Annotated in this window: 16 protein-coding genes; 10 read left to right on the top strand and 6 right to left on the bottom strand. The window is 43.4% G+C overall.

The window, feature by feature from the left end:
• Positions 1–11 precede the first annotated feature (11 nt).
• Positions 12–1,214, bottom strand: a complete 1,203-nt coding sequence (locus AC04MN_RS12920; RefSeq protein WP_475383616.1) for a CCA tRNA nucleotidyltransferase — start codon at positions 1,212–1,214, stop codon at positions 12–14.
• Here AC04MN_RS12920 and queG point away from each other — a divergent pair, their 5' ends adjacent.
• Positions 1,215–2,276: a tRNA epoxyqueuosine(34) reductase QueG gene (queG, locus tag AC04MN_RS12915; RefSeq protein WP_475383615.1), complete on the top strand. Its 1,062-nt coding sequence runs from the start codon at positions 1,215–1,217 to the stop codon at positions 2,274–2,276.
• Here queG and AC04MN_RS12910 read toward each other — a convergent pair.
• The gene (locus tag AC04MN_RS12910; protein ID WP_475383614.1) at positions 2,265–2,780 is read right to left on the bottom strand and encodes a hypothetical protein; all 516 of its coding nucleotides are present in this window, start codon (positions 2,778–2,780) and stop codon (positions 2,265–2,267) included. The two genes, queG and AC04MN_RS12910, sit on opposite strands and share 12 nt — an antisense overlap.
• Before the next feature lie 34 nt (positions 2,781–2,814).
• On the opposite strand from AC04MN_RS12910, the gene AC04MN_RS12905 reads away from it, so the two are divergent.
• Both AC04MN_RS12905 and AC04MN_RS12900 read left to right on the top strand, forming a co-directional pair.
• The gene (locus AC04MN_RS12905) at positions 2,815–3,741 is read left to right on the top strand and encodes an HD-GYP domain-containing protein (protein WP_475383613.1); all 927 of its coding nucleotides are present in this window, start codon (positions 2,815–2,817) and stop codon (positions 3,739–3,741) included.
• Positions 3,742–3,836: 95 nt separating this feature from the next.
• Positions 3,837–4,742: a transposase gene (locus AC04MN_RS12900; RefSeq protein ID WP_475383612.1), complete on the top strand. Its 906-nt coding sequence runs from the start codon at positions 3,837–3,839 to the stop codon at positions 4,740–4,742.
• A 14-nt stretch (positions 4,743–4,756) separates the two neighbouring features.
• Here the strand turns inward: AC04MN_RS12900 and AC04MN_RS12895 are convergent, their stop codons facing one another.
• The gene (locus tag AC04MN_RS12895; protein ID WP_475383611.1) at positions 4,757–5,611 is read right to left on the bottom strand and encodes a hypothetical protein; all 855 of its coding nucleotides are present in this window, start codon (positions 5,609–5,611) and stop codon (positions 4,757–4,759) included.
• Positions 5,612–5,651: 40 nt separating this feature from the next.
• Between AC04MN_RS12895 and AC04MN_RS12890 the strand changes: the two genes are divergently transcribed.
• From AC04MN_RS12890 to AC04MN_RS12870, 5 genes are all read left to right on the top strand, one after another.
• Positions 5,652–6,377 (top strand): creatininase family protein, encoded by a 726-nt coding sequence (locus AC04MN_RS12890; protein ID WP_475383610.1) that lies wholly within the window; start codon positions 5,652–5,654, stop codon positions 6,375–6,377.
• A 64-nt stretch (positions 6,378–6,441) separates the two neighbouring features.
• Positions 6,442–7,059 carry a hypothetical protein gene (locus tag AC04MN_RS12885; protein WP_475383609.1) on the top strand — a complete coding sequence of 206 codons (618 nt, stop codon included), beginning with the start codon at positions 6,442–6,444 and terminating at the stop codon, positions 7,057–7,059.
• Positions 7,025–7,969, top strand: coding sequence for a formimidoylglutamase (locus AC04MN_RS12880; protein ID WP_475383608.1), 945 nt, complete (start codon positions 7,025–7,027; stop codon positions 7,967–7,969). Before AC04MN_RS12885 ends, AC04MN_RS12880 begins: the two co-directional genes overlap by 35 nt.
• A 2-nt stretch (positions 7,970–7,971) precedes the next feature.
• Positions 7,972–9,015 carry a threonine aldolase family protein gene (locus AC04MN_RS12875; protein WP_475383607.1) on the top strand — a complete coding sequence of 348 codons (1,044 nt, stop codon included), beginning with the start codon at positions 7,972–7,974 and terminating at the stop codon, positions 9,013–9,015.
• A gap of 5 nt (positions 9,016–9,020) precedes the next feature.
• The gene (locus tag AC04MN_RS12870) at positions 9,021–10,103 is read left to right on the top strand and encodes a tryptophan 2,3-dioxygenase family protein (protein WP_475383606.1); all 1,083 of its coding nucleotides are present in this window, start codon (positions 9,021–9,023) and stop codon (positions 10,101–10,103) included.
• 5 nt (positions 10,104–10,108) lie between these two features.
• Here the strand turns inward: AC04MN_RS12870 and AC04MN_RS12865 are convergent, their stop codons facing one another.
• A complete protein-coding gene (locus AC04MN_RS12865) occupies positions 10,109–10,585 on the bottom strand; it encodes a response regulator (protein WP_475383605.1) in 477 nt (158 codons plus the stop codon).
• Positions 10,586–10,671: 86 nt separating this feature from the next.
• Here AC04MN_RS12865 and htpG point away from each other — a divergent pair, with 86 nt between their 5' ends.
• Positions 10,672–12,567: a molecular chaperone HtpG gene (gene htpG / locus AC04MN_RS12860; RefSeq protein ID WP_475383604.1), complete on the top strand. Its 1,896-nt coding sequence runs from the start codon at positions 10,672–10,674 to the stop codon at positions 12,565–12,567.
• 24 nt (positions 12,568–12,591) lie between these two features.
• Here htpG and AC04MN_RS12855 read toward each other — a convergent pair whose 3' ends face one another.
• Together AC04MN_RS12855 and AC04MN_RS12850 are read right to left on the bottom strand one after the other, a co-directional pair.
• On the bottom strand, positions 12,592–13,038 hold the full coding sequence (locus AC04MN_RS12855) for a peroxiredoxin (RefSeq protein ID WP_475383813.1): 447 nt from the start codon (positions 13,036–13,038) through the stop codon (positions 12,592–12,594).
• A complete protein-coding gene (locus AC04MN_RS12850) occupies positions 13,019–14,203 on the bottom strand; it encodes a hypothetical protein (RefSeq protein WP_475383603.1) in 1,185 nt (394 codons plus the stop codon). The genes AC04MN_RS12855 and AC04MN_RS12850 overlap by 20 nt, the downstream gene beginning before the upstream one ends.
• A gap of 124 nt (positions 14,204–14,327) precedes the next feature.
• Between AC04MN_RS12850 and AC04MN_RS12845 the strand changes: the two genes are divergently transcribed.
• Positions 14,328–15,983 (top strand): AMP-binding protein, encoded by a 1,656-nt coding sequence (locus tag AC04MN_RS12845; RefSeq protein WP_475383602.1) that lies wholly within the window; start codon positions 14,328–14,330, stop codon positions 15,981–15,983.
• Positions 15,984–16,054 lie beyond the last annotated feature (71 nt).

Raw genomic sequence — 16,054 nt, 5'->3', positions numbered from 1 at the left:
AGCAAGCAGCTTTAGATATCTCTGAGGCGACGAAGAGCATATTCTCGAGCCTCTTCTGAATTTTTCAATTGATCTTCCAGCTGCAATAAATAGGTCTCTTGCAAGACCGAACCTAATTTCTTTCCATCCCACTCTTTTTCCAACATCAGATCTTTTCCGGTAACAAGTGCCGCCGGCAGAGCCTCGCCCATCTTAAGCCATTTCTGATGAAGATTCGATAAAAAGTCCTGCATATCTGGAAATTCGAAAGCGAAAACTTGGAATGCGAATAAAACCCCTGGGTCAGAATAGGCCTGCAATAAGGCCCCCATTCGAATTTCCGATATTTTTTCCCTCGTTAATACAGTTTTTTTAAATGCATCAAAAAACTTCCGATCACGGGCACTGATCTTTAATATCCGTAGATAACTTTCAAGCTGAGGATTTTCAAGGTCTTCATAAAAATAAAGACAAAGACCTTGAGCAAAATGGCTCACCGGCACGTCAACCCAAGTTTTTCGACGCAGCTGTGGAAACAAGGCTTGCTCTAAACCTGACGCCTTTAATAACGACAAATGCGTAAACTTAAAAGGAGCTAAGAATATTTTTTCCAACTCATCGCGAATTCTTTCGCCGCTCACATTGACGATACGAAAGGCATGTTGCCGAATCGCAGCCAAGGTTTGATCTTCAATTTCAAACCCCAGTTGAGCCGCAAAGCGCACAGCTCTTAACATACGTAACTGATCTTCATCAAAGCGCGCTGAAGCGTCTCCAACTGCCCGAAGAACACCCGCATGAAGATCTTCGACCCCCGAAACAAAATCCAAAACTTCATTTGTATCTGGATTTAAGAATAAAGCATTGATCGTAAAGTCTCGTCTTTTAGCATCTTCACGAGCATCCGAAAACTCGATAGTCTCGGGACGGCGACCATCTTTGTAGGCCCCGTCTTTTCGAAAAGTTGCCACCTCGACATCGCACCCGTCCATTAGTACCCGAATAACACCGAAAGCTTTGCCAACTCCTAGGGTCTTTGCAAAGAGTCTTTCGACCTCCTCGGGTTTAGCATCAGTTGCTACGTCCAAATCATGAGGCCGACGTCCTAAAATTGCATCCCGCACGCAGCCCCCAGCTAAAAAAGCCTGAAATCCTGCGGACTTTAGAATGTCCATGATAGACTGGACCGTTGACCACTGATAATGTCTTAGAAGCACGCCTTTGTGCAAAATCATATGACGATAGTAAATGCGAAGACCGACAAACTCAAAGAACTTCTCGAGGATTTAGCAAAGCAGCTAGGTCTATCTCATTTTGGCTGGACGGCTTTGGGCTCGCCTTTAACCATGGAGATTTATCAACAATGGATTGATGAGGGCTTGCATGGTTCGATGGTTTACTTAAAAGATCACTTGCCAATAAAAGAAGATGCCACCAAACAATGGCCCGCAGCCCGCAGCGCCTTTGTATTTGCTGTTCCCTATTTTCCACACCCTGAACCCACCGATCTTCCAATCAAAGCGGCACGCCTGAGTCTGTACTCGAAAGGCTATGACTATCACTACTGGTTTAAAAATCGCTTACAACAAATCATCAAGGCGTTACAAGCCTCCCACCCAGAAGAGTTTTTCATTGCCTTTACGGATTCAAGCCCCGTCCTTGAAAGAGACCTTGCCTATCGAGCAGGGCTGGGCTGGGTCGGAAAAAACACCTGCTTAATTCACCCCAAAAAGGGCAGCCTTTTTTTCCTGGGCGAGATCTACACTTCGTTAGAACTACAAAGCCCCCTTGAGCTTGTTCATGATTTTTGCGGCACCTGCACTCGCTGCATGGATCAATGCCCCACTGGCGCACTTGTTTCCCCAAAAAAAATGGACGCTAGAAAATGCATTGCTTATTTAACCATTGAGTCTAGAGACATTCCCGAAGAGTCACTAAGAAGTAAGATTGGCGATTGGCTTTTTGGCTGCGACATATGCCAAACTGTTTGCCCTTGGAATCAAAAAGTCTTTAAGAACCAATTAGAAACAATGCCCTTGTTAAGTTTAAATCCTAATGAATCAGCTCAACTCGAGGCTGATTTAAGATATCTTTTAAACTCTTCAGGAAAGCGCCTTGAGAAAGACTTTTTTGGCACAGCCTACGCCCGAGCTGGCGCCTTTGGCTTAAAACGAAATGCTCTTATAGTGGCTGCGAATAAAAAAATGATAAACTTACGCCCAGAAATTCAGGCCCTCTGCGAACACGCAAAGTTAGGCCCATTAGCAAAATGGGCCCTTCAACAACTAGAGTCCTAATCGGCGAAGCATTTCGTCGATCTCGTCCTGAGCCATCTTTCCACCCGTCCCAGCATCAACACTGGAATTCAAATCATCTGAAAGCTGATCAGAAACCCAACGCACTCTTTCTAAAAAAGTATTCGAAATACTTTTTTTAAGCTCCGTAGCGCTGACATTTAGCCGGCTCATCATCCCATCCAAGGTCTCGGTGGCATCTAACAACAGCGCAACAATAATATCATAAAGCTGCTTGTTATTCTGAACCTGACTGGCCTTATATCCTACTGCTTTGCATAAACCAGTATAATCCGCAATCATATGAACTGCGTGATCATCAGGCAAAAGCAAGGCAATACTCTTTGCACCGCCCATAATGCGGTCAATTTTATTGCCGTAATCTGCTAAGCGATTTACCTGGGAGTAATCCCCTTCGATCTCTTCTAGCAGCTCGACTAGTTCATGAATAAGGCCCTTTGACTCATCGACAAAATCTTTTACAATCTCATTATTATCTTCAGACATGAAGTAAGTCTAACAATGCAAGGAAGCTGAAGCAATGGATTATGTATCGATTCGGGTAAGTACTTTACGTGGAGATCAAAAAATAGACTTTGATGCCTACGTACGCATTAATGATAAAATGGTTCTTTATTTACGAAAAGGCGACAGCTTCGATGGCGACCGTCTAGAACGCCTTAAAGCAAAGAAAATGCGTAAGATGTATATCGAAGTTAAAGATGAAACTGCCTATCGAGATTACCTCCGTGTAAATATCGAGATGGCCTACGATAATAATTCAAAAAAGGACATTAAAACTCGATCTGAAATCATCCAAGGAGCGCAGCAAGCCAATACTGAAGAGGTTTTCGAAAATCCTGAAAACGTGGCTTCGTACAACTCGGCCAAAGATGCCGCAGGAAAATACGTCGAATTCCTTATGACAAATACCGAAGCCATGAAATCCATCATGGGAATCCAAAACGTGGATCAAAGCTTAGCCCATCATGGGGTCACAGTTGCCACCTTGTCGGTCGCATTGGCTGAAAAGCTGGGCATTAAAGATCCAAAACAGACTCAATTGATGACGTTGGGCGCTCTATTACATGACTACGGCCACTTTGAATCGACACTGAATCTGGCACGCCCCCTGGCTAGCTTTAGCAAGGAAGAGTTGGCTATCTACAAAGAGCACCCATCCGTAGGCGCTAAAAAAGTCCAAGACAAAAAGCACTTTGACCAAACAGTTATTAACATCATTAATCAACACGAAGAACGTATCAACGGCACGGGACCTTTAGGACTCAGTGAAAAGCAACAAGATCCGCTAGCAATCATCGTGGCAACTGCAAACTCTTTGGATCGACTAATGACCTATGAGGGAGTCCCAAGAGCCGAGGCAGCTAAAAAGTTGATGATAGATCACATGGGACTGCATCCATTAAACCAAATGCAACTTTTAGGCGAAATCCTAAAGAACACCTAAGAAACTGCCCCCCGAGCCTGCGGCTCGGGTTTGTCCTGTTAAATCTTTCGTTTATTTAAAAGAACTAGGCTCAACAATTGCGCCTAGTTCTTTTTATGAAATTACATTGCCCATATTGCCAAATCACTAAATTCAAAAACCGAAAATCGTCAGAACTTCGGATCAAAAAAGATGGAAAATACTATCGAAGTTCTGATCGTAAATCAGTGCAGCGCTATTTTTGCCTTGTTTGCAACAAGCACTTCTCTCGAGCTACTTTGGGGAAATGCTATCGACAAAAGAAAAGACAAATCAATTCACAGGTTGCTCGCCAGCTTGTAAGTGGAGTCTCTATGCGGGAAACTGCGCGGGTTCTTAAAGTGAATCGCAAGACCGTTCACAGGAAACTGATTTTTACCGGAGCCAGGGCGAAAGAGCTTTTGGAGACTCAAAATAGGCAGCTAGGCCCCGTCACGGCGATGCAATTTGATGACATGGAAACCTTTGAACATACAAAGTGTAAACCCATTTCGATTGCCTTAGCGGTTGAAGAGGGAACTCGGCGGATTCTTGGTTTTGAAATTGCTCGAATGCCGGCCAAAGGACTTCTCGCAAAAGTCTCTGTCAAAAAATACGGAAAACGAAAGGACGAAAGGCCCGCAGCTCGGATGCGGCTTTTTAATCGGATTCGTCCGTTCGTGATGCCAGGGAGTTTGATTAAGACGGATATGAGTACCTTTTACCCGCATGATATAAAGAGGGTTTTCAAAGACTGTAAACACCAAGAGTATAAAGGAAGAAAGTCCGCCGTCGTGGGCCAGGGAGAGCTTAAAAAAATTGGCTTTGATCCACTATTTTCATTGAACCATACAGCAGCCATGGCCAGATACAAAATCAGTCGCTTGATTCGAAGAACTTGGAATACGACAAAAAAGCCTGAATTCTTAGACTTGCATTTTGCTTTGATGGCCGTTCATCACAATCAAAATCTTAGAATCCTGCCTCCGCCAGCCGCAGGCTGAGGGGGCAGTTTTGTTTAGTTAAAATCAATTTTTTGCACTAACACGCTATCGCGAACAAGTCTTTCCAAGAACTTAAGCACCTCTGAAGGACTCAGATCTTTAAATTCGGATTCGGTTTGCATCCAATCCGTCAACTGCCCCAAAGTAAATTTACGTTCCTCAGCCATAACATCAAGCACCTGCGCCACTTGAGTATTCAATTTCATCTCTAAGACCTCAGCCTCGTCACTTTGTCGATAAACAATCCACAAACCTGGAGACTTCCCTAAAGTTGATGCCGCAGCCTCAATTTTTATTAATTGCAAAGTGGGATTGACATAAAGCTGCCCCGGATCTGCCTTACGATAAATAGGAAAATCAATAAAATCCAACTTGCCCAACGCCCACTCGTATTGAGCAGCCTCGGCAATTTCCTTTTGCGAAAATCGCTCTTTAACGTACATAGGCCACCAAGAAAGATGATCCTCGATCAGCCAATTGGACCTTTCAAAATCTGCGAAGTAATCAGCAATAAGCTTTTCACTATAGTCGCCAATCAACTGCATGGTTTTGGGAAAAATAATCCCCAAACGGAAGATAAATTCATCTTCATAATGACCATCGGCGGGAGTTACAACTGTCCTAGGAAATTGCTTTAGAAAAAGCTTCAAAGATTGCTCATAACTTGCTTTCATAAGCCCCGGCACCCAGTGCTCGAAACTAGACAAATGAAATACGTTGTCACGACTTAGTTTAATCAAGCGCCGAAGCCGTGGCCCCTGGGCTCCAATCACATCAAAATCTGCTAAACGCAAAATGTGCTCTGAGCTTGAAAAGGACAGACGATATGGAAAATCAAATGGACGAAGGCTGTCATTTTGTTGCATCATCAAATCCTCTCTTTTTAATTCTGATCCCAAGGAGTCTGAAATGTCCATGAATCTTCATGAAAAAACTTGGCCCCAAGTTGAAGCTTACTTAAAAAACTGTAAAAAAATCATTTTACCCGTGGGATCAACAGAACAACATGGTCCAACGGGTCTGATCGGTATCGACTGGCTAACAGCCTACGAAATTTCTCAGGAAGTGGGTCGCCGCACTCAAACCATGGTAGCCCCCCCACTTTGCGTCGGCATGGCTTTGCACCATATGAACTTTCCAGGAACAATTTCATTCCAACCAACGACTTATATTTTAGTACTGACCGAGATCATTCAATCCTTAGCTAAACATGGATTTGAAGAGTTCGTTATCGTGAATGGACATGGCGGAAATATTGCTCCCATCACCTCTGCCATGAGTCAAATTTTGAATGCCAATCAAAATTATAAAATTAAACTCTTAAACTGGTGGCATCTTCCCGAAGTCACTGAATATGAAAAAGTCGCCTTTGGAGACGAAAATGGATTCCACGCCACCTGCGGCGAAATTGCAGTGACCATGTTCACACACCCCGACGCCCAAAAGGAAATTCCAAAAACAAACTTCAAAGTCGAAAAAGATCAGCGCTCCCACTGGCCAATGAGTCCCCAACAGTTCCGCGAAAACTATCCAGATGGACGCATGGGGTCAAACCCAGGTCTTTCTACGCCAGAACATGGAGCAAAAATATTCGAACTAGCTGTACAGAGCATTTCTCACAAACTAGGGTTCTAACTCTAGGAGTCAATTTAGCGTTTTAATTTTGACCCGAGATTAAGACCATGTCAGAAAACTCCTTATGAAATTTCTGACATGGTCTATCAACCTCTTATTGTGCTCTTTCTTTTTTAGTGTGGCGGCTTGGTCTGCCTCCATTGAAGGCACAGTGGTGCGCGATCCAAAAGGCGTCTTTTTAAAGGTTGAGCAATCTCCAGGAGACCCCTCTTCGTCTGTCATTTTCACTCTCAACTCGCCTTCAACCTCAACCCTTATACAAATCGGGCGACTTGAAGACGGTGACCTGGTATCAGCAGGTGGTATTTTAGACTATACCAGCCGAGTAGCCTTGATTAACTCCATCGAGTATGTGGGCCTGAAAAAGCTTTTAGGTCGCTGGTACACAACAAATCGTATTTTTGAATTCCGTTCTTTCACGGACTTACAACTCTACAAACCCAATCCGCCCAATGTCACAAACTTTAGATATTCGACGGCGCCTTCAAGTGGCAACGATTGGACTCTTTTTCTTTCTGACACAAATAATAAAAGAACAGTTTTGGCGACAATTCGCTTTTCAAAAACTGCAGCGACTCTTAAGCTCATTGATTCAGAAACAGGTGGAATAGCAGAGACTTTCCGCCTGACTCGACGTGGAGCTAAAGATGTCAAATTCGATCCATTTACATCCAACGAATAAAGATCTTTTCTTTACAAAGAACGATCCCGACGATCTTCGCCTTGGGGATTGCGTTCGATCCGAACTTACAGACTCCTCTGTGCTACCCGATTTGATTGTTTGGGGCTACCCAGATGATGATGGTATTAAGCTTAATGGTGGCCGCCCAGGAGCGCGCCAGGCCCCAGATAAAATTCGTGAATACTTTTACAAAATGACGCCACACCTTTTGGGGCACAAAAACCCACAGATTGTAGATCTGGGTAACGTCTCGATGCAGATTCCTTTAGCCGAACGACATGAGTTAGGTCGACACCTCGGTATTAAATATTTTCCCAATCACCGCATTCTAGCCCTGGGGGGCGGTCACGATTATGGCTATTGTGAATCCACAGCATTTGCAGCAACCTACTTACAAGATGCCATCATCATTAATTTTGATGCCCATCTTGATGTTCGCCCCACAAACAAAGGACTCAATTCAGGCACCCCCTTTCGGCGACTCTTAGAGGAGTTTTCTCAGAAAATTCTTTTTATCGAAGCTGGGCTCCAACCCCAATGCAATTCAAGACATCATCTTGCTTGGGCCCAGGCCCAGGGGGCCCATTGCTTTATGGCCGACGACCTTCACGATCATTGGCAAAATCTAAAGTCTTTTTTAGCGCAGCAAAAAAATCGTAAAAAATTATTTATAAGTTTGGACATCGATTGTTTCAACTCGATGGAAGCTCCGGGCTGTTCGCAAAGTTGGACGACAGGGCTAAACTCTAAGGATTTTTTAGATTTCTTAAAATGGGCTCACCAAAATTTTGAACTCAAGGGTCTGGGCATTTACGAAGTGTCTCCAGAACTTGACAGTGATCACCGCACATCAAAACTGGCTGCCTTAATTGCACATCAATTTTTAAACCTCAGTCAAGGAGTCCTCTAGAAATGTCTGTTCAGCGAGGTTTTGGAAGTGATAATCATGCAACAGTACACCCCGAAATTATGCAGGCCTTAATTGACTGTAATCACGGTCACGCGCCCTCGTATGGAACAGACCCTATCTCCTTAGGACTTGAGAAAACGATTCAAAAACTCTTTGGCCCTCAGGTGCAGTCATTTATTGTTTTCAATGGCACTGCTGCCAACGTGACAGCACTAAAGGCCATGACTCAACCTTGGCACTCCGTTTTTTGCACGGATGTTGCCCATGTCAATATCGACGAGTGTGCGGCACCCGAAAAAATTGCCGGCGTAAAGCTTATCCCCATTCCCTCAGTGAACGGTAAGTTTGATCTTGAAACTTTAAAGAAAATGTTGATCCGCAAAGGAGACCAACACTATTCGCAAACTAAAGTGATCACCATCACGCAACCGACTGAACTTGGAACGCTCTATTCTATGGGCGAGCTTAAAGAAATTATTGATTGGGCTAAAAGCCATCATCTTCTTGTTCATATGGACGGAGCTCGCTTTGTGAACGCTTGCGCCTATCTAGGTTGCTCATTCCAAGAATTAAGCACCAATATCGGCGTCGACGTCCTTTCATTTGGCGGCACAAAGAATGGCCTGATGATGGGGGAACTTGTCATCTTTATGAACGATGCCTTAGCCAAAGACTTCAAGTATATTCGCAAGCAGGCAGCGCAGCTTCCAAGTAAAACTCGTTTTATAGCGGCTCAGTTCGAGGCTTTTTTCAAAAATGATTTATGGAAAAAAATTTCCACGCAAAGCTTAAAAAAAGCGCAAGAACTATATCTGGCCACCAAAGATATTCCAGGCGTTGAAATAAAAAATGCTCCCGAGTCCAATGCGGTTTTTGCCAAGATTCCCAAAGAATGGGTCAAAGAACTGCGCGAGGTTAGCTTTTTTTATGTGTGGGACGAGAACACTTTTGAATGTCGCTGGATGACTAGCTGGGACACGGAAAGCTCGGAAATAGAAATCTTTAAAAATAAACTTATTGAACTTTCAAAATCAAAGATCGGATAAAAAAAATGAAATATCCTCCGGTGCACTATCACCATTACTTACAGCTGGATAAACTTTTAGATGCTCAACAGTTGAAATCTGAGGAGTATGGCAGACCAGCTCATGATGAACTGCTTTTCATTACTGTCCATCAAGCTTACGAACTTTGGTTTAAACAAATCCTCTTTGAGTTGGACTCAATTCTAGAAGTCATGAGCCAAGATAAAGTGGACGATAAAAAAATGGGCCTAGTCCAACATCGCTTGCATCGAATTATTTCAATCATTCGTTTAGTCCTTGGACAGATCGATGTTTTGGAAACAATGACGCCTTTGGATTTTTTAGACTTCCGTGAATTCTTATACCCCGCCTCGGGCTTTCAAAGTTCTCAGTTCCGGCTGATAGAAACTAAGTTAGGTCTTCGTGACGAAGATCGCTTAAACTACAACCAAGGACCCTTTTACAAACATTTAGAAGGAAAAGCCCAAGAGGAAGTCAAAAAAGCTCTTCAAAATAAAAACCTTTTCACCGCAATTGAAGCCTGGCTTGAAAGAACTCCTGTTTTAAAAACAAAAGATTTTGATTTTTGGACGACATATAAGGCCGCCGTCGATAAAATGTTGAACGATGACATTAGCGTCATAAAATCCATCGATCGCCTTACCACCGAAGAAAAAGAAAAAAATATCAAGATGCTTGAAGCCAGTCGCTTGAATTTCGCGGCCCTTTTTGAAGAGAACTCGTACAAAGAGCTTCAAAAAGCACACAATGTGCGCCTTAGCTTTAAGGCCCTACAAGCAGCACTCATGATTTCGGTCTACCGGGACGAACCGCTATTTCAGATCCCTTACAGTATCATCCAGTCTTTACTTGATATTGACGAGCTCTTAACTCAGTGGAGATATCGTCATGCTTTGATGGCCCATCGAATGTTAGGCAAAAAGATTGGAACAGGCGGAAGTAGTGGCCACGACTACCTAAAGTCAGCCACCGAAAAACACAAGATCTTCAGCGATTTTTTCAATTTAGCTACGTTCTTAATCCCAAGATCCCAGGTTCCAGAACTTCCAAAAGAATTGCGGGCTCATACCCAATTTAATTACGAATAAGCTTACTAGTGCGCCGTGATGGTCGGTTTGATACTTCCCGCGGCGCCATAAAGTAATTTGCTCAGCTCGCCCAAATCATAGGGCTTATCTACAAACATGATACTTTCGACTCCATCCAGCTTAAAATCCAAAGTGTGATTACCGCTACTTAAAACCACAGGGACTTTCAACCCCATCCCACGGATCTTGATAACAAAATCGTAGCCCGTCATACCCGGCATATGATGATCAACTAGAGCCACCGAAAAACGGTGTGGGTTGTTCTCTAGGCCCTTTAAGGCCTCTAAAGGATTCGGATAAGACTCGACTTGATGCCCTAAACTTAACAAATACTCATTAAGCACATCAAGGACCTCAATATCATCTTCGACCAGTAAAACAGTGAGTGAATTCATGAAGCAAAGAATGCCGTAATTTACAGCCTTCGAATAGACCAGTCTTGGCTTATTGCCCTCTTTTAATCGTTTTTTAACAATTTTCATTAAACTCTACAAAGAGCCCAATATTGACACCTTGCCCAATTACAAAATGGTCCCATATTGAAGAGGTCAAAAATAGGAGTCATAAAATGGCAAAGCAAACACAAAGCTTTAATGCAGAAATTAAACAGTTACTTGATATCGTCATCCATAGTCTTTACTCACACAAAGAAATCTTCCTTCGTGAACTGATCAGCAATGCCTCGGATGCTATCGATAAATTGAAGTTTGAAAGCCTCACCAATCCACAACTGGTCTCGAACGATCATGCATTTGAAATCAGATTGATTCCGGATAGCCAAAACAACACTCTGAAAATTGTCGACACTGGTATTGGCATGAGCCCCGACGAAGTGACTCAATTTATAGGAACCATCGCGCGCTCGGGCACTAAAGCCTTTAGCCAAATGAAAGAAATCCAAAATAAACCAGAACTTATCGGTCAGTTCGGAGTGGGCTTTTATTCAGCCTTTATGGTTGCCGACAAAGTGACTTTGCACACGCAAAAAGCTGGAAGCAATGACGGAACATTGTGGGAATCTACTGGCGATGGCACTTATAGCATCGAATCTGTTCCCCGTCCGGAAGGAACGGGTACAACTATTTTGCTTCATCTAAAAAAAGTGGATAATCAAAATGAAGCCTCGGACGTGAACGAGCGCTCTGCCCCCCAAAACTTCACAGATGTTTGGACATTAAAATCTTTGATCAAAAAGTATAGCGACTTTATCGCATGGCCGATCAAAATGAAAACCCCTGCTGAAAAAGATGGCGAATTTAATGATGAAACACTAAATTCAATGAAAGCCCTATGGCTTCGTTCCCCTCAAGAGATCACATCCGAAGAATATAACGAATTCTACCAGCATTTAACTCATGACTGGAACACACCAGCAAGACATGTTCATTATAAAGCTGAAGGAACGATGGAGTTCTCGAGTCTTTTCTATATTCCATCAAAGCGTCCTTGGAACTATCAAATGAAAGATTATGAATATGGTCTTAATTTATACATCAAGCGCGTCTTTATCATGGACCACTGTAAAGACTTGCTGCCAGCTTGGTTGCGCTTCGTGAAAGGCCTTGTTGACTCTTCGGACTTATCTTTGAACGTTTCCCGAGAGATCCTACAACAAGATCGTCAGGTAGCTCAAATTCGTAAAAATATTGTAAATAAGGTTTTAAGCACCCTTAAAGACTTCATGACGAAGGATCGTACCGAGTACGAAAAATTCTTTGCTGAATTTGGCACTACCTTAAAAGAAGGCGTCCCGATGGAGCCAACTTCGCGGGAAAAAATCTCTGAGCTGCTTTTGTTTAAAACAAGCGCGGGGGATCATTTCTCAAGCCTAGATCAATACATCGAAAGAATGAAACCCGACCAGAAAGAGATTTACTACATCACGGGCGAGCGATTGGAAGCGGTTAAAAACTCTCCTTACCTTGAAAAACTTCAAGAAAAAGGCTTCGAAGTACTTTTCCTGATCGACCCTGTAGATGAGTGGGTTGTTCAAGATTTGCGCGACTACAAAGGAAAAAAACTTCAGTCGATTACTCGTGAAGGGCTGGACTTAGACAGCGAAGAAGAGAAAAAACAAAAACTCGAAGAAAAGAAATCCCTTCAAGAGCGATTCCAACCACTGGTTGAAAACATGAAAACCTGGTTGGGTCATGAGGTAAAAGATGTTGTTTTTTCAGATCGTCTAACTAAAACACCGGTTTGCCTAGTTGCAGAAGGCGGAGCTATGAGTGCTCACATGGAAAAACTGTTATCCCAAATGGGCGAATCGGCACCAAAATCAAAACGCATTTTGGAAATCAACGCCAAACACCCCTTGTTTGATGCCATGATAAAGGCTCAACCAGAGCAGCAAAAAAATTGGGCGGAAATTCTATATAACCAAGCTTTACTAACAGAAGGTAGCCCCATTCCGGACCCTGTGAAGTTTAGTAACATGATAGCCGATCTGATGATTAAAAATTAATTTAACGACCAAAGAAAAAGGGGCTTAAAGCCCCTTTTTCTTTATATACTCCAATATTAATTTTGCATTGCCTTCGGCCTTCACCTTTCGAAAACCCGCAGAGATCACACCTTTATCAGAAACAATAAATGCACTTCGTTCAATACCCATGACTTTTTTGCCATACATATTTTTTTCTTGTATAACATCAAATATCTTACACAAGACCTCTTCGTTGTCCGACAAAAGAGGCATTTGATAGTCTTGTTTACAAATAAATTTTTGATGGGATTTTAATGAGTCCCGCGAAACACCCAACACCTGATATCCAAGTTTTTTAAACTGAGGCAACAAGGCCGAATACTCATTCCCTTGAGTTGTACAACCTGGGGTGCTGTCTTTGGGGTAAAAATAAAGGACCGTCTTCTTACCGATAAAATCTTTTTCCGAATAAACCTGAACCGAGTCCTCGTCAGCGCCCGTTCCGTGGATCTTGAATGGGGGCAGCTTCTTCCCCTCCAGACGATCTGGAGCTGTCTCCTTGGGTTCCGAAGTTGGCTTCACCTTGGTCTCCTTCTTGATACTTGATTTCTTCATGATTTACTTGCTCCTCGCCCTGTGACTCTTGTGTGGGTTCGTGTGTTGCCTCTTGTGCCGGATCTGGCATGACCTCTTGCTCGGCATCTGGCTCTGATGGCGCTCCCCGAGCTCCTCGCCCACCCAAGGCTCCCTGAGGTATCGACGGTATCTGACGTCGAATATGATCCGCATCCTGAGCCGTACCGGGACGAACCACCTCACCAGCACGTGCAGGTACCGGTGCTACCTTAGGGGAAGCTGGTTCTTCCTGGGCTGGAAACAACTCGGTCTCAGTAAAAAGACCCCGCCCCGTTTGCGGAAGTTTAAACTCGAACTTTCGAGTCTCCGCTAAATTTACTAGGATTTTGCCGGACAGATAGATCATCTGAGCACCCGCGCTTGAATATTCGAAACTATCAAAGCGAAGAACCTCGGTATCACTTTTATCTTTGGCAAACTTCCCGCACTTTAAAGACGTCAGTTTTTTTTCGGCAACCTCAAGTTCACATAGAACTTTTCGCGTTATAAAAGAGCTCTGCAGTCCCAGAACATCCTTCATAGGCTCTGCGGCGAAATTAATGATCATTCTTTGACCATCTTGCTTAAGCGATCCCAACCAATCCTTATCCGTGGCTCCACAATCATTATATATTTCCCATAAAGGAGTGGCTGCATCTCCAGATTTTTCGATTCGATAACGATCACAGACCAAGCCAGTTGCCGAACCCAACTTAACAGAAAGTTCCTTTACAATCGGACGATACAGCCGAGCAAAGGGGCTTTTTCCAATACCCGTCTCTACCCCTGAAGCCAAGCGCCACGATTCCCGAAATATTGCATCGGCCTGCGCCAACTGAGAGGCCCAATTTTCAATCACAGGATCTTTTTTAACAATCGGAGCTTTTACCACGACCGTTTTCGAAATAACTCCTGATACGGCAGAGCCCTTGGAGTCGTCACTGCTGTCTTTAAAGAATGAGCACCCAGATAGAAAAATCAAAATGACTGTCAACATGCCAGTTTCTAGTCCGACAAGAGCACTTCTTTGCAAAAAAGAGAACTTAAGATTTTTATTCACCGCTTAAGTCTGACAGCGAAAATCAATAAAAACAAGAATATGCTTTATTCGCTGAAGCAATCGCTCTAGAATGTGCAGGAACATACTTTGGACACCTCAGATTTCAGCATAAGGAGTCGCGACCATGGAAGCCATTTGGTTAAAAAAATACCCTCGAAATATCTCTCCAGAGATTGATATGACGCAATATCAATCCATCATGGACGTCTTTGACGAATCCATAAAGAAGTATGGCTCTTTAAAAGCTTTCACCAATATGGGCGTCAGCTTAAGCTTCCTAGAGCTTAATGCAGAAGTAAATAAGATGGCGGCCTTTTTACAGCAAGAGCTTCGCTTAAAACACGGGGATCGCATCGCTATACAGATGCCTAATTTACTTCAATTCCCAATTATTGCTTTTGCGGCCTTGCGAATTGGCCTCACTATTGTAAATACCAATCCCCTGTACACAGCTAAAGAAATGCATCACCAATTTAAAGACTCGGGAGCAAAAGCCGTCTTTATTTTAGCCAACTATGCTCATCTTTTAGAACAAATCATAAAAGACACCGCTGTTGAATCCGTCGTTATTACAGAAATTGCAGATCTTTTTCCGCAACCAAAAAGATTCATCGTTAACGCCGTTGTTAAGCATGTAAAAAAAATGGTGCCCAGTTATAATCTACCTCAAGCTTACGCCTTCCGGGAAGCTCTAGAAATTGGTTCTACAAAAACCTTCACCCCACATCGTGGAAACTTATCGGAAATCGCTTTCTTGCAATACACTGGAGGAACGACTGGGGTTGCAAAAGGGGCCATCTTGACTCACGGAAATGTGATTGCCAATATGTTGCAAATTTGCGCTTGGATGACTCCGCAACTTAAAGAGGGCAAAGAAATCGCAATCACGGCTCTGCCACTGTATCATATTTTCTCTTTGACCGTAAATTGCCTTTCGTTCATGCGCTATGGAGCTGAAAACATTCTAATTACCAACCCGCGTGACATTCCGGCCTTCATTAAGGAAATGAATAAAGTTCCGTTCACAATCATGACCGGAGTGAACACACTGTTTAATGCCTTAATGAACCATCCCGAGTTCACATCAATTAACTTTAAAAGCTTAAAAGTCAGCGTCGCCGGAGCTATGGCTTTACAAAGGTCTGTGGCCGAACGTTGGCACCAAATGACCAAAACTTTGATTGTCGAAGGCTACGGCCTTACCGAGGCCTCACCAGTGGTTTGCTGCAATCCAATCGATGGGCAGGATAAAGTTGGAACTATTGGGTTGCCATTGCCAAGCACACAGGTTCGTCTTTTAAACGACGAAGACCAAGAAGTTGGAATTGGCGAAGTGGGTGAGCTGGTCTGCAAAGGTCCACAAGTTATGCAAGGCTACTGGCAACGACCGGATGAAACTGAAAAAGTTTTAAAGGACGGCTGGCTTCGCACTGGCGATATTGCGACTGTTGATGCCGATGGATATTTCAAAATTGTAGATCGCAAAAAAGATATGATTATTGTATCAGGTTTTAACGTTTACCCGAATGAAGTCGAAGATGCAATTGCATCACACCCTGGCGTCCTAGAGGTAGCGGCTATCGGTGTTCACGACGAGCATTCAGGCGAAATTGTCAAAGTCGTTGTGGTCAAAAAAGACCCTTCATTGACACCAGAGCAAGTGATTGCCCACGCAAAAAAATCACTGACAAACTATAAAGTACCTAAACTTGTAGAATTCAGAACCGAACTACCAAAAACAAATGTCGGAAAAATTCTACGCCGAGCCCTTCGAGACTAGCAAAAATAGGAATTTTCTTGGACATGAGCAACACCCAAAACGGCGTGTTGCTCATGTCCACGATCTAGATA

This window comes from Bdellovibrio sp. ZFWA1, assembly GCF_056175665.1.
This window is presented reverse-complemented; position numbering and strand designations above follow the sequence as displayed.